Source organism: Oceanimonas baumannii, assembly GCF_002245495.1.
Classification (GTDB): Bacteria; Pseudomonadota; Gammaproteobacteria; order Enterobacterales; family Aeromonadaceae; genus Oceanimonas; species Oceanimonas baumannii.
Map to the genome: position 1 here is coordinate 221,866 of NZ_NQJF01000005.1, position 23,486 is coordinate 245,351.

At 54.7% G+C, this 23,486-nt stretch carries 20 protein-coding genes; 12 read left to right on the forward strand and 8 right to left on the reverse strand.

The window, feature by feature from the left end:
- The first annotated feature begins 1 nt into the window (after position 1).
- From B6S09_RS07690 to B6S09_RS07705, 4 genes are read left to right on the forward strand one after another with little or no spacing between them, the layout of a single operon-like run.
- Positions 2-964, forward strand: coding sequence for an ABC transporter permease (locus B6S09_RS07690; RefSeq protein WP_094277911.1), 963 nt, complete (start codon positions 2-4; stop codon positions 962-964).
- Positions 948-1,841, forward strand: coding sequence for an ABC transporter permease subunit (locus tag B6S09_RS07695; RefSeq protein ID WP_094277912.1), 894 nt, complete (start codon positions 948-950; stop codon positions 1,839-1,841). Before B6S09_RS07690 ends, B6S09_RS07695 begins: the two co-directional genes overlap by 17 nt.
- Positions 1,841-2,842 carry a peptide ABC transporter ATP-binding protein gene (locus tag B6S09_RS07700; RefSeq protein ID WP_094277913.1) on the forward strand — a complete coding sequence of 334 codons (1,002 nt, stop codon included), beginning with the start codon at positions 1,841-1,843 and terminating at the stop codon, positions 2,840-2,842. The genes B6S09_RS07695 and B6S09_RS07700 overlap by 1 nt, the downstream gene beginning before the upstream one ends.
- Complete coding sequence (locus B6S09_RS07705) at positions 2,839-3,639, forward strand: peptide ABC transporter ATP-binding protein (protein ID WP_094277914.1); 801 nt, start codon at positions 2,839-2,841, stop codon at positions 3,637-3,639. The genes B6S09_RS07700 and B6S09_RS07705 overlap by 4 nt, the downstream gene beginning before the upstream one ends.
- On the opposite strand, the gene B6S09_RS07710 is transcribed toward B6S09_RS07705, so the two are convergent.
- The 5 genes from B6S09_RS07710 to aptA all read right to left on the reverse strand — a co-directional run bounded on the left by B6S09_RS07710 (position 3,636) and on the right by aptA (position 10,155).
- On the reverse strand, positions 3,636-4,412 hold the full coding sequence (locus tag B6S09_RS07710; protein WP_094277915.1) for a glucose 1-dehydrogenase: 777 nt from the start codon (positions 4,410-4,412) through the stop codon (positions 3,636-3,638). The two genes, B6S09_RS07705 and B6S09_RS07710, sit on opposite strands and share 4 nt — an antisense overlap.
- A gap of 11 nt (positions 4,413-4,423) precedes the next feature.
- Complete coding sequence (locus B6S09_RS07715) at positions 4,424-5,737, reverse strand: serine hydrolase domain-containing protein (RefSeq protein WP_094277916.1); 1,314 nt, start codon at positions 5,735-5,737, stop codon at positions 4,424-4,426.
- Between the two features lie 154 nt (positions 5,738-5,891).
- Positions 5,892-6,866 carry a calcium/sodium antiporter gene (locus B6S09_RS07720; RefSeq protein WP_094277917.1) on the reverse strand — a complete coding sequence of 325 codons (975 nt, stop codon included), beginning with the start codon at positions 6,864-6,866 and terminating at the stop codon, positions 5,892-5,894.
- A gap of 379 nt (positions 6,867-7,245) precedes the next feature.
- Positions 7,246-8,736 carry a CoA-acylating methylmalonate-semialdehyde dehydrogenase gene (locus B6S09_RS07725; protein WP_094277918.1) on the reverse strand — a complete coding sequence of 497 codons (1,491 nt, stop codon included), beginning with the start codon at positions 8,734-8,736 and terminating at the stop codon, positions 7,246-7,248.
- A gap of 78 nt (positions 8,737-8,814) precedes the next feature.
- On the reverse strand, positions 8,815-10,155 hold the full coding sequence (gene aptA / locus B6S09_RS07730; RefSeq protein WP_094277919.1) for an omega-aminotransferase AptA: 1,341 nt from the start codon (positions 10,153-10,155) through the stop codon (positions 8,815-8,817).
- Between the two features lie 149 nt (positions 10,156-10,304).
- Between aptA and B6S09_RS07735 the strand changes: the two genes are divergently transcribed.
- The 4 genes from B6S09_RS07735 to B6S09_RS07750 all read left to right on the forward strand — a co-directional run bounded on the left by B6S09_RS07735 (position 10,305) and on the right by B6S09_RS07750 (position 14,021).
- Positions 10,305-11,174, forward strand: a complete 870-nt coding sequence (locus tag B6S09_RS07735; RefSeq protein ID WP_094277920.1) for a LysR family transcriptional regulator — start codon at positions 10,305-10,307, stop codon at positions 11,172-11,174.
- 144 nt (positions 11,175-11,318) lie between these two features.
- Entirely contained in the window at positions 11,319-12,740 is a 1,422-nt protein-coding gene (gene nirK / locus B6S09_RS07740; RefSeq protein ID WP_094277921.1) for a copper-containing nitrite reductase, read from the forward strand.
- Positions 12,740-13,525 carry a formylglycine-generating enzyme family protein gene (locus B6S09_RS07745; RefSeq protein ID WP_094277922.1) on the forward strand — a complete coding sequence of 262 codons (786 nt, stop codon included), beginning with the start codon at positions 12,740-12,742 and terminating at the stop codon, positions 13,523-13,525. Before nirK ends, B6S09_RS07745 begins: the two co-directional genes overlap by 1 nt.
- Positions 13,485-14,021, forward strand: a complete 537-nt coding sequence (locus B6S09_RS07750; protein WP_094277923.1) for an SCO family protein — start codon at positions 13,485-13,487, stop codon at positions 14,019-14,021. The genes B6S09_RS07745 and B6S09_RS07750 overlap by 41 nt, the downstream gene beginning before the upstream one ends.
- Positions 14,022-14,231: 210 nt before the next feature.
- Here B6S09_RS07750 and B6S09_RS07755 read toward each other — a convergent pair whose 3' ends face one another.
- Positions 14,232-14,858 carry a YceH family protein gene (locus B6S09_RS07755; protein ID WP_094277924.1) on the reverse strand — a complete coding sequence of 209 codons (627 nt, stop codon included), beginning with the start codon at positions 14,856-14,858 and terminating at the stop codon, positions 14,232-14,234.
- Between the two features lie 71 nt (positions 14,859-14,929).
- Positions 14,930-15,265, reverse strand: a complete 336-nt coding sequence (locus tag B6S09_RS07760) for a YkgJ family cysteine cluster protein (RefSeq protein ID WP_094277925.1) — start codon at positions 15,263-15,265, stop codon at positions 14,930-14,932.
- 350 nt (positions 15,266-15,615) lie between these two features.
- Between B6S09_RS07760 and B6S09_RS07765 the strand changes: the two genes are divergently transcribed.
- The 4 genes from B6S09_RS07765 (at position 15,616) to B6S09_RS07780 (ending at position 21,915) form a co-directional block, all read left to right on the forward strand.
- On the forward strand, positions 15,616-17,499 hold the full coding sequence (locus tag B6S09_RS07765; RefSeq protein WP_094277926.1) for a methyl-accepting chemotaxis protein: 1,884 nt from the start codon (positions 15,616-15,618) through the stop codon (positions 17,497-17,499).
- Between the two features lie 35 nt (positions 17,500-17,534).
- The gene (locus B6S09_RS07770) at positions 17,535-18,086 is read left to right on the forward strand and encodes a hydrolase (protein WP_094277927.1); all 552 of its coding nucleotides are present in this window, start codon (positions 17,535-17,537) and stop codon (positions 18,084-18,086) included.
- Between the two features lie 206 nt (positions 18,087-18,292).
- Entirely contained in the window at positions 18,293-19,408 is a 1,116-nt protein-coding gene (locus tag B6S09_RS07775; protein WP_094277928.1) for a cytochrome-c peroxidase, read from the forward strand.
- Positions 19,399-21,915, forward strand: a complete 2,517-nt coding sequence (locus tag B6S09_RS07780; RefSeq protein ID WP_094277929.1) for a TonB-dependent receptor plug domain-containing protein — start codon at positions 19,399-19,401, stop codon at positions 21,913-21,915. The genes B6S09_RS07775 and B6S09_RS07780 overlap by 10 nt, the downstream gene beginning before the upstream one ends.
- 77 nt (positions 21,916-21,992) lie before the next feature.
- On the opposite strand, the gene B6S09_RS07785 is transcribed toward B6S09_RS07780, so the two are convergent.
- Complete coding sequence (locus B6S09_RS07785) at positions 21,993-23,417, reverse strand: alanine/glycine:cation symporter family protein (RefSeq protein WP_094277930.1); 1,425 nt, start codon at positions 23,415-23,417, stop codon at positions 21,993-21,995.
- Between the last annotated feature and the right edge of the window lie 69 nt (positions 23,418-23,486).

Sequence of the window (23,486 nt, forward strand, 5' to 3'; positions counted from 1 at the left end):
CATGCTGATTTATCTATTGCGACGCTTAAATCTGCTGATAAGCACGCTGATATTGCTGACACTGATCGCCTACGGGCTGGAATATCGCCTGCTGCAACAGGGGGGGGATGATTTCTGGCACGGCTACTGGCTGTTCTTGCAGGCGCTGATAGCCGGTGATTTCGGCATCTCCAGCGCCACTGGCATGCCGGTTCTGGGAGCGCTGGGACAGTATTTTCCTGCCACTCTGGAGCTGTGTCTGGCCGCATTTATCATTTCATTAGCCGTGGGCGTGCCTATTGGTACCCTGGCGGCTATTCGTCAGGGCCGCTGGCAGGACACCGTTATTCTTACCGGTACCCTGCTGGGTTATTCGGTACCGGTGTTCTGGCTGGGGCTGCTGCTGGTACTGCTGTTTTCACTGCACCTGGGCTGGCTGCCGGTATCGGGTCAACTCAGCCTGTTGTACGAAGTCACTCCGGTGACCGGCATTATGACCATTGATACCCTGCTCACCGACCATCCTTATCGCTGGGAGTCATTTCTCGACGCTCTGCGCCATCTGGTCCTGCCGGCACTGGTGCTGGCCATCGTGCCAACCACCGAAGTCATCCGGCAAATTCGCAGCGCCCTGCTGGAAGTGCTGAAGCAAAACTACATTCGCGCGGCACTGACCAAGGGATTCAGTGATACCCATGTAGTGCTGCGCCATGGCCTGCGCAATGCCTTCCCTATCGCCATTCCGACGCTGGGGCTGCAATTTGGCAGCGTGTTGACTTCGGCCATGATGACAGAAATTGTATTTGACTGGCCAGGCCTGGGGCGCTGGCTGATCACCAGTATTTCATTGCAGGACTATGCCGCCATCAAGGGAGGCACACTGGCCATTGCCACCTTTACCATCATCGCCAGTGTGAGCATGGAGATCCTCTCGACCCTGCTCTACCCCAGCAGAAGGAAGGTCATTTATGCCAACCAGGGCTAATATCTATCCCGAATTGCACGTACGTTCTCCCCGGGAGCGGGCCTGGCAGCTGTTTCGTAAGAATACCCTGGCCATGGCCGGCCTCTGGGGTCTGGGCTTTTTGTGCGCCTTTACTCTTATTGGCCCCTGGCTGGCCCCCTATGCCCCCTATGAACAGTTCAATCATGCTCTTCTGCTGCCGCCGTCCTGGGCTGATCACGGCAATGTGGACTTTTTCCTGGGGACTGACGATCTGGGCCGCGACATGCTGTCCAGGCTGATTAACGGTGCCCGGCTGACGTTTGGTAATGCCGTGCTGATTGTCGCTGTGGCGCTGTTGCTTGGCAGTGCCATTGGCATTATGGGCGGTATGAGCAAAGGCCTGAAAGCCAGTATTCTTAATCATTTGCTCGACACATTGATGTCGATTCCCTCTTTGCTGCTGGCCATTATTTTTGTGGCAATTCTGGGACCTGGGCTGTTTAACACCCTGATTGCCATTACGCTGGCGCTGATCCCTCAATATATTCGCGCCACCTATAACGCCGTGTCGGAAGAAATGCAGAAGGAATACATTACCGCCCTCCGGATGGACGGAGCCAACTCCTGGCGTATTCTTCGTTTTGGTATTGTGCCCAACCTGAGCGACACACTGGTTAGCCAGACCACCCGGGCTCTGTCGGCAGCCATACTGGATATTACCGCCGTGGGATTTCTGGGACTGGGCGCACAGCCTCCACGGCCGGAGTGGGGAGCCATGTTGTCAGACGCAGTAGATCTGGTATTTCTGGCCCCCTGGACCGTCACTCTGCCAGGCCTGGCCATCCTGTTCAGTGTGCTGGTCGTCAACATGGTGGGAGAAGGCCTGCGCCAGGCCATTAATGAGGTCATGGACTGATGCCACTGCTGGATATTCGCAACCTTACCATTGAAATCGACACGCCCCAGGGCATGGTCAAAGCGGTAGACAAGTTCAGCCTTACTCTTGCTCACGGTGAAATTCGCGGCCTGGTGGGTGAGTCCGGTTCAGGCAAAAGCCTGGTGGCTCAGACTATTGCCGGCATTGACCGCGACACTTGGCGGGTGACTGCCGATCGTATGTATCTCGACAATGTAGATCTGCAAAGTCTGTCGCCCAAAGAGCGCCGCTTGCTGATGGGGCGGGATATGGCGATGATCTTTCAGGAGCCGTCAGCCAGTCTGGATCCCTCAGAAAAAATCGGCGCTCAGCTGGTAGAGGCTATTCCGGCCCGCAGTTTTAAAGGAAAATGGTGGCAGCGCTGGCACTGGCGGCGTGATCAGGCCACTGGCCTGCTGCACCGGGTCGGCATACGGGATCACAAAATGGTCATGAACGCCTATCCGTTTCAGCTCTCCGACGGCGAGTGCCAGAAAGTAATGATTGCCATGGCCATTGCTAACGAGCCCAAGCTGCTGGTAGCAGATGAACCTACCAACGCCATGGAAGCGACCAACCAGGCACAAATTTTCCGGTTGCTGGAGCGGGTAAACAAGCTGGCCGGCACCTCCATTTTGTTAATCGGCAACGACATCACCAGCTTTGCCCAGCTTACCCATAATATTACCGTTATGTATTGTGGTCAGGCCGTAGAGTCCGGCCCGAGAGACCAGTTACTGTCGCTGCCTCACCACCCCTACACCGATGCCCTGCTGCGTATGATGCCGGATCTCGACGGCAGCCTGCCCCATAAATCCCGGCTCAACACCCTGCCGGGCGTGATCCCACCACTGCAGAACCTGCCTATCGGCTGTCGGCTCGGACCCCGTTGTCCAAGAGCCCAGCGCCATTGTGTGGTGGCCCCGCCACTGTCCAAATATAAAGGCCAGAGCTATTACTGCCACTTTCCTCTTAATATGCCGGAGAGCAAAAAGAAATGAGCCAGGCTCCGCTGCTGAAGGTAGATAACCTGAGCAAGGTCTATGTGAACCATGCCGGGCTGTTTCGTAAAAATGTAAAAACGGCTTTTCATCCGCTGTCCTTCACCCTGGATCGGGGTCAAACCCTGGCACTGATGGGCGATGCCGGCTCGGGCAAAAGCAGCCTGGCCAAAGTGCTGGCGGGCGTATTGCCACCAACAAAAGGCAGCATTTTTATCGATGGAGAAAAAATTGAGGCCAATGACTATAAAAAGCGCTGCCAGCTTATTCGCATGATCTTCCAGGATCCCAACACGGCGCTGAACCCCCGCAGCCGTATCGGCCAGATCCTGGAAGCGCCCTTGCTGCTGAATACCAGCCTGGATGCAGAACAGCGGGAAACCCTGGTGATGGACACATTACGCATGGTGGGGTTGCTGGCGGAGCATTATCACTTTTATCCGCAAATGTTTTCTACCGGCCAGAAACAACGGGTGGCGCTGGCCCGGGCACTGATCCTGTCACCTAATATCATTGTCGCCGATGAAGCCATCTCCAATCTGGATATTTCGGTGCGTTCACAGATCATTAATTTGCTGCTGAGCCTGCAGGAAGATCTGGGGCTGTCTTATGTGCTGGTAGCCAACGATCTGGGCGTCGTCCGCCATGTCAGCGATCAGGTGATTCTGATGCATGAAGGCAACGTGGTGGAAGCCGGCCCCAGTCATAAAGTACTCAACAACCCGCAGAGTGAACTGGCAGCCCGCCTGCTGCAGAACTATAACAACGAATACCGCTGGCAACCCGCCAACGGTTAATCCAGCGTCTGCACCCCGCCGCCGTTTACAAACAAGGTCTGGCCACTGACCCAACACGACACCGGTGCGGCAAAATACAATACAGCACCGGCTATGTCTTCCACCTCACCCAGTCGCCTGAGCGGCGTGTGCGCAAGCATACGCGCCTCAATTTCAGGCGTGAGCACCGAAGCCAGCGCATCAGTACGGACCGCACCGGGCCCGACTGCGTTTACCCTGATACCGGCAGGGCCATAATCAAATGCCAGGTTGGCCGTCATATGATTAATGGCCGCCTTGGAGGAAGCATAGGCACTGATGGCCGGGCTTTTGTTGATGGAACTCATGGACGATATATTGATGATGGAACCATAACCCGCCTTTTCCATATGAGGCGCACACAGCTGTGCCAGCCGCCAGTTACTGAAGACGTTCAGTTCAAAAGTTCGGGCAAACTCTTCCACTGTAAGGGTGGCCGGACTTTCACGACCGGCACCACCACCACCCACGTTATTCACCAGGATATTGATCTGACCGTATTCGGCCAGGGTATTATCCACTAGCGCTGTCAGCTCCTCGTCTTTGAGCACATTGCAGGCCACCGCCATCGCTTGCCCCCCTGCCCGGCGAATTTCGGCAGCAGTCGCTTGCGCCGCCTCCAGCCAGAGATCCGCCACAACCACACTGGCACCGTGGGCGGCCAGCATTTTACTGCAGCCTTTGCCGATGCCGTTTGCACCACCGGTAATAATGGCGACCTTACCGCTCAGGTCGAACAATTCGGCTGGTTTCATATATGCTCCTGTTACTGAGTTTTAATCGACATCAGATAATCGGCAACCGCCTGCCAGGCCGGCAACGAATAAGGGTCATTGGCACCGTTGGCAGCCACCGGGTGTGAGGCAAAACGCACCAGCACCATTTCGGCAGCAGGATCGATATAAACAGTCTGTCCATGCACCCCTCGGGCAGCAAAAGCTCCATTTTCATTGTGGGTCACCCACCACATGTTTCGATAAGACCAGCCCGTTAATTTGTCAAAGCCGGCCTTGGCAAAGGCCGCCCTGTTGCCGCCACGCTGAATGTCTGCAATCGCTGCAACCGGAATAATCTGCTCTCCCCGCCAGCGCCCCTTATTTCGTACCAGCTCACCAAATCGGGCCATATCACGCAATCCGGCACTCAGCCCTCCCCCGGCAAAAGCGGTGCCCAGCTCATCCACCTGATAATAGGCACTTTGCTCCATACCCAGCCGCTGCCAGATACGCTGTGACAATAATTCTGCCACGGACTGACCGGTAACCCGGGCTATCACCCAGCCCAGCGCATCGCTGTTCACGGTTTTATAGCCAAAGGCGTCACCGTGTTTCCCCTGCTTTTGTACCCCGGTCAGATATTCAAAATAGCCTACCGGGCCTGTGTAGCCTTCAGGCTTGGGCCAAGGACTCCCAGCAGCAGAGTATTGCCATACTTCGGCATTGGGATCGGCATAGTCTTCACTGTATTGCAGCCCCGTGGTCATATCCATCAGCTGCCGCACGGTGGCGTCGCCAAAAGCAGAACCTGCAAGTTCAGGCACAGTGTCAGACACCTTTGCCATTTCATCCAGCTTGCCCTCAGCCGCCAGTATCGCTGCCAGCAAACCGGTAAACGACTTGGTCACCGACATGGCCGCATGCTGGCCATCTTCTTTCAAAGCACCGGCATAACGCTCGTAAACTACCTCGCCCCGATGCAGAATTATCAGGCCATCGGTATAATTCCGGTCAAACGCATCCGAAAAGGTCATGGCCTCGTTGCTGCCCCAGGGCAAAAAGCGCAACTTGTCGATCAACGGATCACGGCGATAGTCCAGCGATACGGGAGCACCTGTCCCGCGAGAAACATTGATGGTGGGTACAAACTCACGCATGTGCGCCACACTGTAGCGCAAGGCGGGAAATTCAAAAAAGGAGCCATCGGCAGCGCGTAATCGCTTATCCGGTGGAGGCGGAAAGCCCTGCATCCAGCCCAGTTTATCGGGATCGCTGTCTTTGGCTGACAGAGGCTTCTCTGCCGCTATGGCCGGGACCGTCAAGGCAGCGAACAGTAATCCAGCCAGAAAGGGATGTCCGATCATTATATTCCCCCGAATAAAAAGGCTTGTTCGGGAGAGTATAGGCACAGACATCATCAAAACAGAATGGAAAGGCGACACAAACCGCCCATTTTTGGGAGGAGGTTTTACAACAGCCTCCTCCCACTTGAAGCTCATAGCTGACCGCTAAGGAGATTCAGGCGTTAATGACATTACTGGCCAGCCAGCCGGAGTAAGCAACATACACTGCCAGCAAACAGGCACCTTCCAGCCGGTTAATCCGTCCCTGCCGCCCTTTCAGACCAAAACCCAGCACAAACAGCGACAGGGTCAGCGCAATCATCACCACAAAGTCACGGCTAATCACCTCCGGTGCCACCTCCAGCGGATGGATAACACCGGCCAGCCCTACCACTGCCAGGGTATTAAACAGGTTGGAACCAATCACATTGCCCAGTGCCAGGTCATGCTCATTTTTACGAATGGCCGCAATGGAAGAGGCCAGCTCCGGCAGTGACGTGCCAATCGCGACAATGGTCAACCCGATAATCAGGTCACTGACGCCAAAAGCCTGAGCCACATTCACCGCACCCCACACCAGAAAACGCGAGCTGATAATCAGCAACACCAGGCCAGCAATCAGCCAGAACAGCGCCAGCTTCAGACTCATCGTATTGTCTTCCAGCTCTTTTTCCTGGTCCGTGGCCATGCTGTCATTACCGTCCCGCAAGCCCTGACGAATGCTCCAGGCCATCAGCAACACAAACACCACCAGCAAGATGATGGCATCAGTGCGCCCTAACCAGCCATTCCACAGCAGACTCAGCGACAACAGCGTAATCAGCAGTAATACCGGCAACTCTTTGCGCAGCACCTGAGAGTGTACGGCAATGGGGCTTATCAGTGCGGTAATCCCCAGAATCAGACCAATATTGGCAATGTTGGAGCCATACGCATTCCCCAGCGCCAGGCCGGGGTTCCCCTCCAGCGAGGAGATCACCGACACCACAATCTCCGGTGCCGAGGTACCAAAGCCCACAATCACCATACCAATCAACAACGGCGGCATGCCGGCATAACGTGCGGTGGCAGAAGCGCCGTCCACAAAGCGATCGGCACTCCATACCAGCACCGCAAGGCCAAGCACAATGGCGGCAACAGACATCAGCATAATGATCTCCTCCCAGGCGCAGGGAAGACGGAAAGAAAGGATGGATTACACAGATTCATAAACGCTCTTAAGGGCGGGATCAATTCATACGAGACGCACCACCTCCCGCCCGGTTGGTGGTTACGCCCCGAGTCTCATCAATCCAAACGGACACGACTGCCATAAGCATGTTGCTCAGAGATTGTTGACAGCCGTTTCGGCTGGGTGCCGAACGATTACTCCCTCAAGTTGGGGCATATTGTGACAGCTTGCTGTGGGGATGAAAAGAGGCGAAGACGTGCCATGAAAAGAACCTGTTATGCCCACATTGTCCAGACATCCGGATCAGGGGCAGACTGGCCCGCAAAAAATGCCGGGACAATCCCGGCACGGCGAGGATTTACAGACTCGGAAAGGTAAAGTCAGAGGCCTGGTGGCTGGCCCGGGCAGGCCATTTCTGGGTAATGGTTTTCCGGCGAGTATAAAACCGCACGGCATCAGGACCATAGGCGGCCAGGTCACCGAACAAAGAACGTTTCCAGCCCCCGAAACTGTGGTACGAAACCGGTACCGGCAGCGGCACATTAATACCTACCATGCCCACTTCTATCTGGTCACCAAACAGGCGGGCGGCTTCGCCATCCCGGGTAAACAGACAGGTGCCATTACCATATTCATGCGCATTGACCATGGCAATGGCTTCTTCCAGGCTGTTTACCCGTACCACACACAGCACGGGGCCGAAGATCTCTTCCCGGTAGATACGCATATTTTCAGTGACCCGATCAAACAGACACCCTCCAATGAAATACCCGTTTTCATAGCCGGGCACGCTCACCTCTCTGCCGTCTACCACCAGGCTGGCCCCGGCGGCAACTCCGTCTTCAAGGTACCCCTCGATCTTGTCCAGATGCTCACGGCTGATAACCGGGCCCATATCATGGCCATATTCGGTACCCGGACCAATATTCAGCGCTTTAATTTTGCTGCTGAGTTTTTCCACCAGGGCATCGGCGACGCTATCACCCACGCACACCGCCACCGAAATCGCCATACAGCGCTCACCGCAAGAGCCATAAGCGGCGCCCATCAGCGCATTGACCGCATTATCGAGATCCGCATCGGGCAGCAGCACCGCGTGATTCTTGGCTCCGCCCAGCGCCTGCACCCGCTTGCCGTTGGCGGTTCCTCTGGCATAAATATGCTCTGCGACCGGCGTGGAGCCGACAAAACTCACCGCTTTCACACCGCGGTGCTCCAGCAAGGCATCCACCGCCTCACGACCGCCCTGCACCACGTTAATCACCCCTTTGGGCAGACCGGCCTCTTCCAGCAACTGCGCTATCAGCAAGGATGAGCCGGGATCTTTTTCCGAGGGTTTGAGCACAAAGCAGTTACCACAGGCAACGGCCATCGGGAACATCCACAATGGCACCATGGCCGGAAAGTTGAACGGTGTAATACCCGCCACCACGCCCAGCGGCTGAAAATCGGACCAGGCGTCAATATCCGGGCCGACATTGCGGGTGAAGTCCCCTTTCAGCAAGCCGGGTACACCGCAGGCGTATTCCACATTTTCCATGCCGCGTTGCAGCTCACCCCGGGCATCTTCCAGGGTTTTTCCATGCTCCCGGGATATCAGCTGGCAAATATCATCAGCCCGCTCTTCCAGCAACTGAAGATAACGAAACATCACCCGGGCCCGTTTTGCCGGCGGGGTGTCACGCCAGGCCGGGAAGGCCGCCTCGGCAGCGGCTACCGCCTTGTCCACGGTGGCGGCGTCCGCCACCGTGACCTGCGCGCATTTTTCGCCGGTCGCCGGGTTAAACACATCAAGCAGATGGTTGTCATGGTGGCATTCGCCATTGATCAGGTGAGGAATGGTATTCATGGTTAGTCCTTGTTTTTAATTTTGATGTAAATCGTATTCAGATAACGCAGGCGACCTGCTAACGCTGTCCATGCGCTTTCATTTCATCACGGTTGCCACCGCATTAAACAACTGCTCCAGCTCATCGGGTGTTGAGATAAAAGGCGGGCCAAATTGCAGCGTATCGCCGCCAAAACGGACATAATAGCCGGCCTGCCACAACTCAATGGCCAGCTCCATCGGCCGGCGCGCAGGTTCACCCGGATAAGGCGCCAGCTGCACTGCCCCTGCCAGGCCACAGTTACGAATATCCACCACATGAGGCAGCCCTTTAAGCCGGTGTATCTGCTCCTCAAAGACCGGCATCAGCTCCCGTACCCGCTTCGGCATTTCCTCTTCTGTCAGTACACTCAGTGAGGCCATGGCCGCTGCACAGGCAACCGGATGACCGGAGTAGGTATAGCCGTGAGCAAACTCCACCATATAGCCCGGTCCGGGTTGCTCCATAAAAGCCTGATAAATGTGTTCTTTGGCAATCACCGCGCCCATTGGCACCACACCATTGGTCAGTTGTTTCGCCACATTCATCATATCGGGTACCACCCCGAAGAAATCGGCACCAAACATCTCTCCCATACGGCCAAAGCCAGTAATGACCTCATCAAAAATCAACAGAATATCGTGGTCATCACAGATTTGGCGCAGCCGCTGCAGATAACCGACAGGAGGCACAATGACCCCCGCCGATCCCGACATGGGCTCGACAATCACCGCCGCAATATTGGACGCGTCGTGCAGCTCTATCAGCTGCAGCAAATGATCGGCAAGCTCAGCGCCCTGTTCGGGCTGGCCCTGGCTGAAGGCATTGGCTGTGAGCAAGGTATGCGGCAGATGATCCGCCTCCAGCAACTGGCCATAATGCTTACGGTTAGGACCGATCCCTCCCAGGCTGGTTCCCCCTACGTTCACCCCGTGGTAGCCCCTGGCCCGGCCAATCAGGCGGGTCTTTTCCGGCTTACCTTTGGCACGCCAGTAAGCCCGGGCCATTTTCAAGGCCGTGTCGGCACATTCAGAACCGGAGTTGGTAAAAAACACGCGGTTTAAATCCGCCGGCGCCAGCGCGGCCAGCCGCTCCGCCAGTTCAAACGCCAGCGGATGTCCGGTCTGGAACCCCGGCGCGTAATCCAGGGTCTTCAGCTGATGGTGAATGGCTTCCGTAATTTTCGGATGCCCGTGGCCCAAGCCGGTACACCACAATCCCGACAGACTGTCGAACAGTCTGCGTCCCTGCATATCGGTAAAATAGGCACCATCCGCCGCGGTGACCAAACGCGGTTGCGCCTTAAAAGCCCGGTTACCGGTAAACGGCATCCAGAAGGCCTCAAGACTCAGTTGCTCGCCCATTACCTGCTTGCTGTCTGCATTGACCATGGTATTCATCAAGACTCCCCGCCGTATCAAAATGTGACCCGATAACGCCATCATGGTTGCAGTTACAATCTTGTTAAATATAAACTTTATGAACTTCAGTTAAGCTTAAGCTGAACAAAGAGAATAAGCCGGGTCGCTGTTATTAACAGGAGGGTGATATGACCGTCGTCGGGCAGATCAGCGATTTTGAATTAAAACTGCTTAAAGTGTTTCGTACGGTCGTGGCCTGTGGCGGTTTTGCGGCGGCTGAAGTAGCCCTGGGCATCAGCCGGGCCGCCATCAGCATGCAGATGTCGGATCTGGAAAAGCGGCTCGGCGTCAAGCTGTGCCAGCGCGGCCGGGCCGGATTTTCCCTGACCGATGAAGGCAAACGGGTACTGGAAGCCAGCGACAGGCTGTTTGGTGCCGTTGAGCACTTTCGTTCCGAGTTGAACGAGTTACACCAGCACCTGCAGGGAACGCTGGTGATTGGCATTACCGACAACCTGGTCAGTCACCCGGGAATGAAGATCACCCATGGTCTGGCGGCTCTCAAAGCACGCGGGCCCGGGGTACATATTAATCTACGCATGCAGCCTTCCGACGACATAGAGATGGGCGTGCTCGACGGCCGGTTAAATGTGGGAGTTATTCCACGTGTGCGAGACTTGCCGGGACTGAACTACTCGCCCCTCTACGAAGAAAAAACCCGTCTTTATTGCGCCGATACCCACCCGCTGTTCACGGACACCTCGGCCGATATCACCGGTTATGAAGTAGTCCAACCCCGTTTCAAACAGCCCGCCGAGGCCGCCACCCTATATGCCCGACACACGGTGGGTGCCCATGCTAACGACAGGGAAGGTATTTTATTTTTGGTGCTTACCGGATGCTACCTTGGCTATTTACCCGACCATTACGCCGCCCCTTGGGTAAAGGCCGGCCGGCTTAAGCCCTTGCAGCCGGGGTTTACTACCCACTTCTGTGTCATTACCGCCCGCAGCCGGCGTACCAACCTGGTCACTGAAACCTTTTTAGAAACTCTGTAACACACTGAATATAAAGGAAAGTATCTATAAAATTGGGCAACAGGATCATTTTTTGATCCAGATCAGCTCTGTGCGGTGACAGATATCTCAAACTTGCATTTGAGATACAAGTAAATATTCAGCACTCAGCTCAGGGAGTATCCTATGAAGCCACGTAAGCTTGTTGCCGCCCTTGCTCTGACATTCGCCTTTTCTGCCCAGTCCAGCCAGCTACCGGTAGAAGAAGCCATGCTCACTTCACCGCCGGTGGTGCCCCCCCCCATCACCCGGGATCATCCCGCCAAGGTTGTCGTGAAAATGGAAACCGTGGAAAAGGTCATGGAGATCGCAGACGGTGTGGAGTATATGTTCTGGACCTTTGGCGGCTCCGTGCCCGGACAGTTTTTGCGGGTGCGGGAAGGTGATGAAGTCGAGTTTCACCTTTCCAATCATCCCAGCTCCAAAATGCCCCATAATATCGATCTGCACGCCGTTACCGGTCCCGGTGGTGGTGCAGCATCATCGTTTACCGCGCCTGGCCATACTTCCGTCTTTAACTTCAAGGCACTAAATCCCGGCCTCTATGTATATCACTGTGCCACTGCGCCTGTGGGCATGCATATCGCCAACGGCATGTATGGCCTGATCCTGGTGGAGCCGGAAGAAGGTCTGCCACCGGTAGATCGGGAATATTATGTGATGCAGGGCGACTTTTATACCAAAGGAGAATACGGCGAGCAGGGTCTGCAGTCATTTGATATGGACAAGGCCATTCGCGAGCAGGCCGACTACGTGGTGTTTAACGGTGCCGTAGGGGCACTCAACGGCGACAAGGCCCTCACTGCCAATGTGGGTGAAACCGTGCGCCTTTACGTCGGCAATGGCGGTCCCAACCTGGTGTCTTCATTCCACGTCATCGGTGAGATTTTCGACAAGGTCAATGTGGAAGGCGGCTCTGCCATTAACGAGAACGTGCAAACCACCCTGGTGCCGGCAGGTGGCGCAGCCATGGCCGAATTCAAACTTGATGTACCAGGCAACTTTATCATGGTGGATCACTCCATCTTCCGTGCCTTCAACAAAGGGGCACTGGGTATGATGCAGGTCAGTGGTCCCGAAGATAAGATTGTTTACTCCGGCAAAGTAGCCGAAAACGTGTATCTGCCCGAAGGCTCGGCCGTGCAGGTAATGCCCAATGGACACCCCAAAGTCACTGCCAAAAATAAGGAAGAGCAGATGCTTTATGGCCAGCGGGTGTATGAAGCAAACTGCCAGGCCTGTCACCAGGGATCCGGTCAGGGTATTCCCGGTGCCTTCCCTCCCCTGGCGGCCTCCGACTTTCTCAACAAAGATCGCAACCGTGCCATCGATGTTGTGCTGCACGGCCTGAAAGGCCCTATCAAGGTCAATGGCCAGGCATTTGACAGCATCATGCCGGCCATGCGCCTGTCGGATGAAGATACCGCCAACGTCCTGACTTATGTGCTTAACAGCTGGGACAATAAAGGAGGAGAAATTACTCCCGATGAGGTGGCCGAACGTCGAGAAAAAGGCGAAACCATCATTATGGAAGGGAGTGCCCACTAATGAGCCTGGCGCTGCTGCTGAGTATGGCCTTATTACCCTCGGTGAGCCAAATGGCCGAACTCCCCGCCGGGGAGGTGAGACCACTCTATCTGACCAAAGAAAGCCCGCTTACACCGGTCGCGCCTTTTAAGCTTGATATAACCCCGGTTACCAACCAGCAATTTGCGGCCTTTGTGGCCGCCCACCCGCAATGGCAGCGGGGGCGACCGGCCCCGCTGTTTACCGAACCGGCCTATCTGCAACACTGGCCCGGCCCGGCTCCGGCGGCAGAGCAGCATCAACAGCCTGTTACCTTTATATCCTGGTTTGCCGCCGATGCCTATTGCCGTGCTCAGGGCAAGCGGCTGCCCACGGTAGCCGAGTGGGAATATGCTGCACAGGCATCATCCACGGCCGCCAACGGCACCAATGAGCCCGGCTTTACCCGTTATATTCTTGACTGGTATGCCCGGCCTGCCACGGCACAACTGAGTCAGGTAGGCCAACACACTGCCAACTACTGGCAAGTCCACGATCTGCACGGTCTGGTATGGGAATGGACGCACGACTTTAACTCAGCACTGGTTACCGGCGAATCCCGCGGCGACAGCAGCCTGGATCAGAGCCTGTTTTGTGGCTCCGCTTCTGCCGGCAGTGCCGATCCGTCCGACTATGCCGCCTTTATGCGCTACGGCTTTCGTTCCAGTCTGAAAGCCACCTATGCCTTGGGTAACCTGGGCTTTCGCTGTGCCAAGGAGACATTGAATGAAGATATTCGGTTTATTACTGATGTTATTCAGCCTTAACGCCCTGGCTGCCCTGCCAGGCGACTCTCTTTATCAGTTGAAGGACGAATGGCAGAGTCATGATGAAAAAACAATAAAAATGCATGATCTGGTGGGTAAAAAGCAGATCATCGCCTTTATTTATACTGACTGCACCACCGCCTGCCCGGTCATCGTTTCCGACTTAAAGCGTATTCAGCAGGCAATGACACACGAGCAACAGCAGCAATCCGGCTTTGTACTGGTGTCCCTCACTCCGGGCACGGATACCCCAAAAGTCATGGCTCACTTTGCACAACAGCGCCAGCTGGATCAGCACTGGACCCTGTTAAGCGGCAATGACGATCAGGTACGTACCCTGGCCATGGCACTGAACATCAGGTATATGGGCCTGGCCAATGGTGAGATTGCCCACTCCAACGCCATAACGGTTCTCGACGAACAAGGCCGATTGCTGTTTCAGCAAAGCGGCCTCCCCGCCGGGCCAGAAGATGTGATAGAAAAAATGGGACTTTAATGACACTGTAAGCCGTAAGCTGTCAGCCATAAGTGGTGCCGCTTGCTGAACCAGTGCGGTGCCTGCAAGTATCCACCGGCTTCTGAATGAACTCTGGTTCGATGCCCGAATAACCATATTCAGAACGTCGCGCCGGACTTGACCCCGAGCCCATCACACAGACCATTGCGGATCTGCAGGCACAACTCAAGATAGTCCAGACTTGGCAACTTACAGCTGATCGCTTTCCAGCTCCCGGATACGGGCCTTTAACCTTTCCACTTCCGCTTCCAGCTCAGCAATGCGCGCCCCGGCACCACTGGTGATCTCCGCCGGCGTGACCGGCTCGGCGACTGGTGCATCACCGAACAGGTGGGCATAACGTGACTCCCGTTTACCCGGCAGGCGCTCCAGCTTAACCACAAAAGGACCTTTTTCCATCAGACTGTGCAGACAGCCATCAACCTCGCTTACATCACCAAACTGGTGCAGGCGGGCACAACGACTGCGCAGTTCCCCCGGCGTTTGCGGACCGCGCAACAGCAGTTCGCACACAATGGCCAGCTCACCGGAACTGAGATGCAGTTCACCAAATTCGGTGTTGCAAAAACGATGCTGATACTTCGCTGCCCGGGCATTAAAACCCGCCACATTATTTACCAGCCGCCGGGCTCCCAGGGTGTTGAGTACAGACTGAACCTCACTCTCAGTGAGGCTCATCACAGGATCTCGGTTGCTTTTCTGATTGCAGGCATTCACTAAAGAGTTCAGCGTGAGCGGATAGACATCGGGTGTGGATACCTGCTTTTCAATCAGGCAGCCGATAACACGTTGCTCCAGAACAGACAGTTTTTCCATAACCGGTCTCCTTATGTTTGTCTGTTAACTAAACTACCTGACAACCCCAAAAACACCAATAATTTCCGTCACTAAGCAGCCACTAATGGCGGCTCCAGCGGCGGCAGGCCATGCGCCTCTCTCGCCCGGTTACAGGCTCCTTCAGCATCAAAGGGATCAAACTCCCGGCACGGTCCCGGCCGGTTTTCATAAATACTGCACGCCACACAACCACCAACTTCTCCCTGTAACGCTACACAACGGGGAGCAGGCTGGTTTGTCCCCTGCATGGCCAGCCGAGCAAAAGACACAGGCTCGGTCAGGGCTTCGGGCACAGCATAATCGCTGTGTACTTCCCCCCAGTAAAACGACACACGAAAAAACGCGCAGCAGGCACCACAATTCAGACAGGGATTGCCACCACTCATCAACGCCTTACCTCCCGGCAAAACAACACAGTGACGAAAAACAGATAATGAAAAGCTCAGAAAATGAGAACAGCGGGAAAGAAACTGGCGAACGGGAGAGAACCCGACGCGACGTGCCGGTAGAGACTCCTTACAGTATGGAAAACGGACAATATTAATAAAACGAAACGCACTTTCCGGCAAGAAAATCCGCATGTCCCGCAGTAAAAAAAACGCCTCCCGTCAGCTTAGCTAAAAAAAATGTGCACTTGCGCAAACAATAAAAAGCAATGGTTGTTTTTACAGGAATAGCGCCGTTCAATACCCCTTTAGTCGAAGATCGGCATCATGTGTCAACAAGGAAACGTTGTATGAAACTCACACATAAAGTGGGCCTGACCGCTGCTGCGGTACTGCTAATTACCGTGGGCTTGCTTTCCTGGCTGCAGTTGTCCCAGGTGCGGGAAAGCCTGCGCCAGCAAACGGCCTCCACCGTTCATGAAGTCAGCACTACCCTGGCCCACCAGATTGAAAACTGGCTGAATGGCAAGCTTGGCATTGTGAATATGGCTGCACAGCAAATAAGCACTGATTTCAGCCGGGAAAATGTACAGAAAACATTCGACTTACCGCTGCTTAAACAAGAGTTCATGTTATTTTTTGGTGGTCTGGAAAGCGAGAGTGGCCGGCCCATCAGTAACAATCCCGAGTGGAACCCCGACGGCTGGGACGCCCGCCAGCGCCCCTGGTACTCCCGGGCACGGCAAGCCGGGAGCGCAACCCTGACCGAACCTTATGCCGACGCCGCCACCGGTGAGATACTGATTTCAGTGGTGGCTCAAATGACCTCTCATGGCCGTTTTATCGGCGCATTTGGCGGAGATCTCAGCCTTGAGACGGTATCCCGTTCAATCAACGTGATTGACTTTAACGGTGCCGGACATGCGTTTCTGGTCGCCGGAAACGGTAATATCATTTCTCATCCCGACAGTGCACTCAATGGCCTGCAGTTAAACGAGATGTTTGACGGCATCACCCCGGACATCGCCACAGGATTACGCACCTACCCCCTGAAAGGGCGCCCCCACTGGGTCACCTTTACACCACTAACACAGTTACAGGGCACTGACTGGTATATCGGGGTTGCGCTTGATGAAGACATCATTATGGCACGGGCCAACCGTTTGCAATGGCAGTCCATAATCATTTCTGCTCTGGGCGTACTCGTCAGCCTGGCCATTTTAATGCTGTTGATGACGAATCAGTTAAAACCTCTGGGTGGATTACATCGTTCACTTACCGACATCAACGGTGGCGAAGGTGATCTGACCAAACGGCTGCCCGTTACCAGGAAAGACGAGTTTGCGCTGGTGGCCGGTGAGTTCAATGGCTTTCTGTCTTATTTGCAGCAACTGATCACCAATATCATGAACAGCGCGCATTCACTCAAGTCGCGTATCAATGAAACGTCCGGGCAGTCGGAGCTCGCTGAACAACAGCTGCAACTGCAGTTACAGGAGCTGGATCAACTGGCCACCGCCATGCATGAGATGGCTGCCACCGCCAATGATGTCGCTCGCCATGCCCAGCATGCAGCCGAAGCCGCCAACTCTGCCAATCAAGAAACTGAGCAGGGGGCAGAAGTGGTCTCCCGCTCCACCAGGGCCATTGAATCTCTGGCTGCCGATATGGACAAAACCATGTTGTCCGTCAGTGAGCTGGCTCAGGTCAGCCGCAATATCGAATCCATTTTGTCCGTCATCAGCGGAATTGCCGAACAAACCAACCTGCTGGCACTCAACGCTGCCATTGAAGCCGCCCGTGCCGGCGAATCAGGACGAGGTTTTGCCGTAGTTGCCGATGAAGTTCGCTCACTGGCCTCCCGCACGCAGCAGTCCACCCGCGAAATCGGCAATATGATCGAACAGCTCCAGCAGGGGGTCCAGCAAACCGAGCAAAGAATGCAGCAAAGCCGCGATCTGGCTACCCACACCGCTTCCGACGCAGCACAGGCCAACGAGGTACTGAGTCGTATCCGGGAAGCCATTGCACAAATCAATGACATGAACCTGCAGATTGCGACCGCGGCAGAAGAGCAGAGCGCCACCAGCGAAGAGATTAACCAGAATACCTCTAATATTCGGGATATCAGCCAGGATGTAGCGAACGGCGCCCTTGACCAGCTGAAAAAATGTCACGGCATGCTCGAACAAATGCAACATCAAGAGCAGTTGCTGGGCCGATTCAAGGTGTAGCATACTTGATACAGCTGTTAATAAAGGAGGAAGCTATGCTGATGCAACCCGAGAAAGCGGCGCTGATGGTCATCGATATTCAGGAAAAACTGGTGCCTGCCATTCATCAGGGCGACACCCTGGCAGCCCGTGCCGGATGGCTGATCCAGGCCTGTCAGATCCTGGGTATTCCCACGCTGTTCACCGAACAATACCCTCGAGGTCTGGGCCATACACTGCCAGTCCTGACCCGTCTGACAGAGCGCCCGGAAGTTGCCAAAAAAGTGCACTTTTCCGCCGTGGCCGGTGGCTGCCTGCCCCGGCACTGGCAAGATCACAGCCAGGTTATCGTCTGTGGCATGGAAACCCACGTCTGCGTACTGCAGACCGTACTGGACCTGCTGCACGATGGGAAAGAGGTGTTTGTGGTGGCCGACGTGGTTGGCAGCCGTACGGAAGAAAACCGCCAGCTTGGACTTGAGCGCATGCGTGATGCCGGCGCTCAGATTGTCAGCCGGGAGATGGTCGTTTTTGAACTGATGCAGCAGGCCGGTACCGACACCTTTAAAACCATCAGCAAACAGTTTTTGGTCGGCGATCAGCCTTAACCCCTTCGGAGAGCGATAAGTCATAAGTAGCTGTGCTGATTATAAAAAACCGACTTAGGCTTTCTCCGCTCTCTACCCCCCCCTTTCCCCGCGATTATTCGTTTTTAAAGGCCCCGTTATACCGGGCCTTTAAAACGTCACCCCCATTGAAATAAATCTAAATAACAATTAATATCACTCTCAATAACTTATTAAAGCACACTTTAATGCCTTCCATAACCTGCTTTTTAGCGGTACTGCTCAGCGCCAGCATATTGCTTGCGTCCGGAGTTGTGCATGCTGACATTTCGCCCGAGCAATATCGCCAGCCGCCGGCACTCTGGCCGGCCATGAACCATTCCAACCCGTCAGCCAAGGAGCTAGCCCCGCTGCCCGGGCTGCCACGTGTGTCCTGGCATACGCCACGAACAGAGCGGCTGGGCTACCAGCTCTTTTTCGACCCCAGGCTTTCCGGATCCGGCCAGATAGCCTGTGCCAGCTGCCATGATCCGGATTTGGGCTGGGCCGATGGCCGCCAGGTGGCCATCGGTCACAACCGGCAGGCTGGCATTCGTAACACCATGTCCATTCTTAACTCGGCTTACTTTAAACACTTATTTTGGGATGGCAGAGCTAAAGGCCTGATTGATCAGGCTCTGGATCCGATCAGTAATCCACTGGAGATGAATGCTTCCCTGCCCGAAGTACTGGACAGACTTAATGCCATTCCCGGCTATCAACAGGCCTTTGCCAAAGCCTTTAATAGCGAACGTATAAACGCAGATCACCTTGCCATGGCGCTGGCCGCCTTTGAGCGTAGTATTGTTTCCCGTCCCAACCGGCTGGACAGATTTATTAACGGAAACTATCAGGCTCTGACTGATCAGCAGATTAAAGGACTGCACCTGTTTCGCACCAAAGCCGGCTGCATCAGCTGCCATTCCGGTGCGTTATATTCCGACGGCGATTTTCATCATACCGGCCTCAGTTATTACGGCAGAAAATATCAGGACACCGGCCTTGAGCAAGTCACCGGACGGGCAGAAGACAGAGGAAAATTTCGCACACCCTCGTTGCGGGACCTTGCCTACACCGGCCCCTGGATGCACAACGGCCTGTTTCCGTCGATACGCGGTATTCTCAACATGTATAACGCCGGCATGATTGGCAATACCCGCCTGCCCCCAGGCTTGCCGCCTTTGTCAGTACATATTAAGCCATTGCACCTTTCTTCCGCCGAGCTAGATGCTCTTGAAGCCTTTTTATCGGCGCTTAACCAGCAGCCATACCGGCGTCCTTTGCCGAAACTGCCTGATTATCTTTCAATCTCATCATGGAAATAACTAACGTGGACAAGGTTTATCGTTACACAAGCACATGGCTGCCAGTCAGTTTGCTGTGGCTCGCCGTTTCGCCTCATGCACCGGCACAAGAATGCGGAGGATACACAGGAGAAAAATGCACGACTCTGCCCCATGTTCTGGTTACTAGCAGCGAAGAAAAGAGTGCTACCGGCGTGCAGAGCATAACTGAAGAGCGCATTGCCGAGCTGCCCACCGGCGCTGGTAATCTGGCCGATCTGATGAAGATCAACCCGGCAGTAGACGTGTCCCGTCACGGTAAAAGCTCTGCCAGCAGTGCCGTAATGCGCCCGGAAGAGTTCTCCTTTCATGGCCAGCCTTTTTACCAGAACCTGTTTATGATTGACGGCATAGACACCGGCAGCGACCTTAATCCGGGTTCAAACAATGATGTATTTTCTACTCCCAGTCTGAGCGATGTTGTAGGTGGCAGCTCACCTCAGGGCTATTACCTGAATGTAGACTTGCTGGAACAGGTTGATATTTACGACAGCAATATACCGGCAAGCTTTGGCGGCTTTACCGGCGGCGTCGTTAATGCCCGTATGAAGCGCTTCAACGGTAAAAACAGCCTGTCTTTACACTATGGTATTGAACGTGATGAATGGGAGTCATTTCATGTTACCGAGAAAGATCGTCAAAAATTTGAGCAGGCAAGCGGCATTAATGCCGAATTTACTCCCGATTACCGAAAAAATAACTATCAGCTCAGCCTGCAACAGGGCCTAGGCACGAACACGGGCCTTGCTCTTGGGCTTAGCCGGCGCGAGTCCAGCTTCAGCCAAAATTACACTGACGCATTGGGGCAGCAACAGCCGGTAGATTATCAGGACAGCATCAACAACCTGCATGGCAGGATAGATTACACCGGTTTTAATAATCTGGAGATAGGTACCAGCCTGCGCCTGAGCGAGCGGGAGCACGACGGCATCACATCACCCCGCTATGCCGATCGCTTCAGCAAGTCACACCGGGGAATAGGCATTGGCAGCAACCTAGAATATCGCTTTCAGGAACACCTGATAACGCTGGATACCAGCGTGGATATGCTCAGCGATACCATGAAGGCAGCTAGCCGTACCTTTGAAGAGCATGAATCCCGCGAAGGTACCCTGGCCAGGCAAACCGGTGGTTTTGGTGATGTTGAGCAGCAGCAAACCCGCATTAGTCTGGCTCCCAAATGGCAACTGCCTGAATGGCAATGGGGCAACAGCCATCATCAGCTGACCCTTGGAGGTAACCTCAGCCATACCCGCTCTTATTATGAGCGCCCAGAAGACGTCGAATTCTTCAGCTATGCCTGTGTTACTGATGCCAGCGGTGCCAATGGCTGTGCAGATCAGAATGGTAACGGCATCAGTGACGAAGGAGATGAATATCTGCAGCGGGATGCTACCTATGGTGCCGGAAAAGTATCACTTAACTATGTCAGCACCGCGATTTATCTGGATCAGAAAAGTCAGTGGCACAACTGGAGCCTGCGTTACGGCCTGCGTGCCGATCACAACAACTGGCTGAAAAGCTGGGATCTGGCCCCCCGCTTCAGTGCCGACTGGGATCTGTTGGGTGACGGCAACACACGCCTGCAGTTTGGTGCCAACCGCTATTATGGCCGCAGCTTTTTACGCTATGCCGTTAACGATGCGGTGCGCAGCTGGAACAGCATGCGGTTTTACAACAAAAACGGCGATGTTGTTCGTGAAATAACCTACGACGATCGTTCAGCAGCGCAAAACCTGGAAACACCCTATGCCGATGAATTTATGCTGGGTTGGGTACAACACCTGGGCCCCGTTGATGGGCAGCTCAAACTGGTGCGGCGGGAAAGCGAAAAAGAAATTATTCGGAAGAAAAACAATGAAGGACTTTATGCCTACGTGAACAGTGCGACTGGCATTACCAATAGCCTGACGCTGGAGTTTGATCACGAGCGTCATCCGCTTGAGCTGGCTGGCACCAGCACAGTGGCCCGACTTGGTTTTAACTGGAAAAACTCAACCAGCAGTCTGCAGGGTAACAGCACCCTGAACAACGGTGGTGGCTACGACGATGCACTGACTGCTGACAAGGTATATTACCAGGGTCGGCTGGTCAGCCTGGACGAACTGCCAGCCTGGGACTACAACACGCCATTCAGCGCCCGCCTGACCACCATCACGCAATTTCCGGCAGCCCGTGTCACCTGGTCCAACTTTTTACACTATCGCCAAGGCAGCACCCAGGCCCGCGACAGCGGAGACAACTGGCAAGATAGCAGTAACACCCGCTACGATATCTATGAAGACGTGACGCTCGACAGCCTGATGACACTGGACAGCCGGCTACAATGGCGGCCACAGCTGTTGAGCAGTGTGGAAGGCTACCTGATGTTTGAAGTCAGCAACCTGTTTGACGAAGTGATCGACACCTCCACCAGCCGGCTCGATGCCCTGAATGGCAATTTCAGTGCCGGCCGCAAGTTCTGGCTGGAAGCCGGCATGAAGTTTTAACCAAGCAAGACGTTCATTAAAAACATGCAGGTATCCATGGCAATGTTTATAGGCCCGGGTTTATCCGGGCCTATACTTTACTTTTTCTTATCCCAGATACCTTCTTCCAGCTGACTGCTCAGCTCGGGGTATTTACTGGCATCAAAGGTGGGCAGGCGACCCAGTTTACGCTGGTTGTTATAGTCTTTTGCAAGCTTGACCACCACGCCCGAGAGCAGCAAAATGGCCACCAGGTTAATCAGCGCCATCATACCCATGGACGTATCAGCCATAGCCCAGATAATGGGCAGCTCGCCCACAGAGCCGAACATCACCATACCCAGCACAAACAACCGGAACACCAGCAAGCCGCCCTCATGGTTATGCTCCAGGAACACCAGATTGTTCTCGGCGTAGGCATAGTTGGCCACGATGCTGGTAAAGGCAAAGAACAAGATAGCAATAGCAATAAAAATATTGCCCCACTCGCCCACTTCATTCGACAACGCCTTCTGGGTCAGCTCAATACCGGTAATGCCTGAGCCCGGCTCAAACTGGCCCGACAGCAAAATAATGGAAGCAGTACAGGTACAGATAACAATGGTATCAGCAAACACCCCCAGCATCTGCACATAACCCTGCGAGGCCGGATGAGGAGGATAAGGCGTGGCTGACGCTGCCGCGTTCGGTGCCGAGCCCATGCCTGCTTCGTTTGAAAAAAGACCTCGCTTGATGCCATTTATCAGCGCCTGTGAAATGGCATATCCCATGGCGCCGCCACCGGCCTGCTCCAGGCCAAAAGCCGATTTCACGATCATCGTCAGCACACCGGGTAACTCGGTGATGTTCATGGCCACCACCACCAATGCTATCAGCAAATAGGCCAGCGCCATCACCGGGACCACCAGTTCGGCAAAACGGGCAATCGTGCGTAATCCACCAAAAATAATTAGTCCGGCCAGCACCACCAGAACGATTCCGGTCGCCCACTCAGGCACACTGAAGGCCACCTGCATGGCGGCACTGATGGAGTTGGCCTGCACCGCATTAAATACCAGACCAAACGCAATGATCAGGAAAATGGCGAACAACACGCCCATCCAGCGCATGCCCAGACCGCGCTCCATATAATAGGCAGGGCCACCGCGATAATTGCCCTCGTCATCTTTCACTTTATAAAGCTGGGCCAGCGCACTTTCCGCAAACGCCGTGGCCATACCAATAAGGGCTATCAGCCACATCCAGAAAATGGCACCTGGGCCCCCCAGGTACAGCGCCACCGCTACCCCTGCCAGGTTCCCCGTACCGACCCGGGCTGCCAGGCTGGTGCACAGTGCCTGAAAGGACGATATGCCCGCGTCATCAGACTGGCGGCTGTGCTTGAGCACCGAAAACATATGGCCAAAATGGCGAAACTGGATGAACCCCAGCCGAAAGGTAAAAAATACTCCCACACCCAGCAGCAGGTAGATCAGTACCGATCCCCACAGCAGGTTGTTAATAAAAGCAATAAAGGAATCCATGAACACCTCTGCGTTACTAAAATTCAATGGCAGTCATTTGCATGAGTCCCACACGAAGCGGCGCAATGT

Bases quoted from the DNA above. Each gene is read 5' to 3' on its own strand.
- B6S09_RS07750 (WP_094277923.1), top strand. From the start codon at position 13,485: ATGAAGATATTCGGTTTATTACTGATGTTATTCAGCCTTAACGCCCTG.
- B6S09_RS07760 (WP_094277925.1), bottom strand. From the start codon at position 15,265: ATGAGTGGTGGCAATCCCTGTCTGAATTGTGGTGCCTGCTGCGCGTTT.
- B6S09_RS07780 (WP_094277929.1), top strand. From the start codon at position 19,399: ATGGAAATAACTAACGTGGACAAGGTTTATCGTTACACAAGCACATGG.
- B6S09_RS07785 (WP_094277930.1), bottom strand. From the start codon at position 23,417: ATGGATTCCTTTATTGCTTTTATTAACAACCTGCTGTGGGGATCGGTA.
- B6S09_RS07690 (WP_094277911.1), top strand. From the start codon at position 2: ATGCTGATTTATCTATTGCGACGCTTAAATCTGCTGATAAGCACGCTG.
- B6S09_RS07765 (WP_094277926.1), top strand. From the start codon at position 15,616: ATGAAACTCACACATAAAGTGGGCCTGACCGCTGCTGCGGTACTGCTA.
- B6S09_RS07775 (WP_094277928.1), top strand. From the start codon at position 18,293: ATGCCTTCCATAACCTGCTTTTTAGCGGTACTGCTCAGCGCCAGCATA.
- aptA (WP_094277919.1), bottom strand. From the start codon at position 10,155: ATGAATACCATGGTCAATGCAGACAGCAAGCAGGTAATGGGCGAGCAA.
- nirK (WP_094277921.1), top strand. From the start codon at position 11,319: ATGAAGCCACGTAAGCTTGTTGCCGCCCTTGCTCTGACATTCGCCTTT.
- B6S09_RS07745 (WP_094277922.1), top strand. From the start codon at position 12,740: ATGAGCCTGGCGCTGCTGCTGAGTATGGCCTTATTACCCTCGGTGAGC.
- B6S09_RS07715 (WP_094277916.1), bottom strand. From the start codon at position 5,737: ATGATCGGACATCCCTTTCTGGCTGGATTACTGTTCGCTGCCTTGACG.
- B6S09_RS07735 (WP_094277920.1), top strand. From the start codon at position 10,305: ATGACCGTCGTCGGGCAGATCAGCGATTTTGAATTAAAACTGCTTAAA.
- B6S09_RS07725 (WP_094277918.1), bottom strand. From the start codon at position 8,736: ATGAATACCATTCCTCACCTGATCAATGGCGAATGCCACCATGACAAC.
- B6S09_RS07700 (WP_094277913.1), top strand. From the start codon at position 1,841: ATGCCACTGCTGGATATTCGCAACCTTACCATTGAAATCGACACGCCC.
- B6S09_RS07755 (WP_094277924.1), bottom strand. From the start codon at position 14,858: ATGGAAAAACTGTCTGTTCTGGAGCAACGTGTTATCGGCTGCCTGATT.
- B6S09_RS07710 (WP_094277915.1), bottom strand. From the start codon at position 4,412: ATGAAACCAGCCGAATTGTTCGACCTGAGCGGTAAGGTCGCCATTATT.
- B6S09_RS07770 (WP_094277927.1), top strand. From the start codon at position 17,535: ATGCTGATGCAACCCGAGAAAGCGGCGCTGATGGTCATCGATATTCAG.
- B6S09_RS07695 (WP_094277912.1), top strand. From the start codon at position 948: ATGCCAACCAGGGCTAATATCTATCCCGAATTGCACGTACGTTCTCCC.
- B6S09_RS07705 (WP_094277914.1), top strand. From the start codon at position 2,839: ATGAGCCAGGCTCCGCTGCTGAAGGTAGATAACCTGAGCAAGGTCTAT.
- B6S09_RS07720 (WP_094277917.1), bottom strand. From the start codon at position 6,866: ATGCTGATGTCTGTTGCCGCCATTGTGCTTGGCCTTGCGGTGCTGGTA.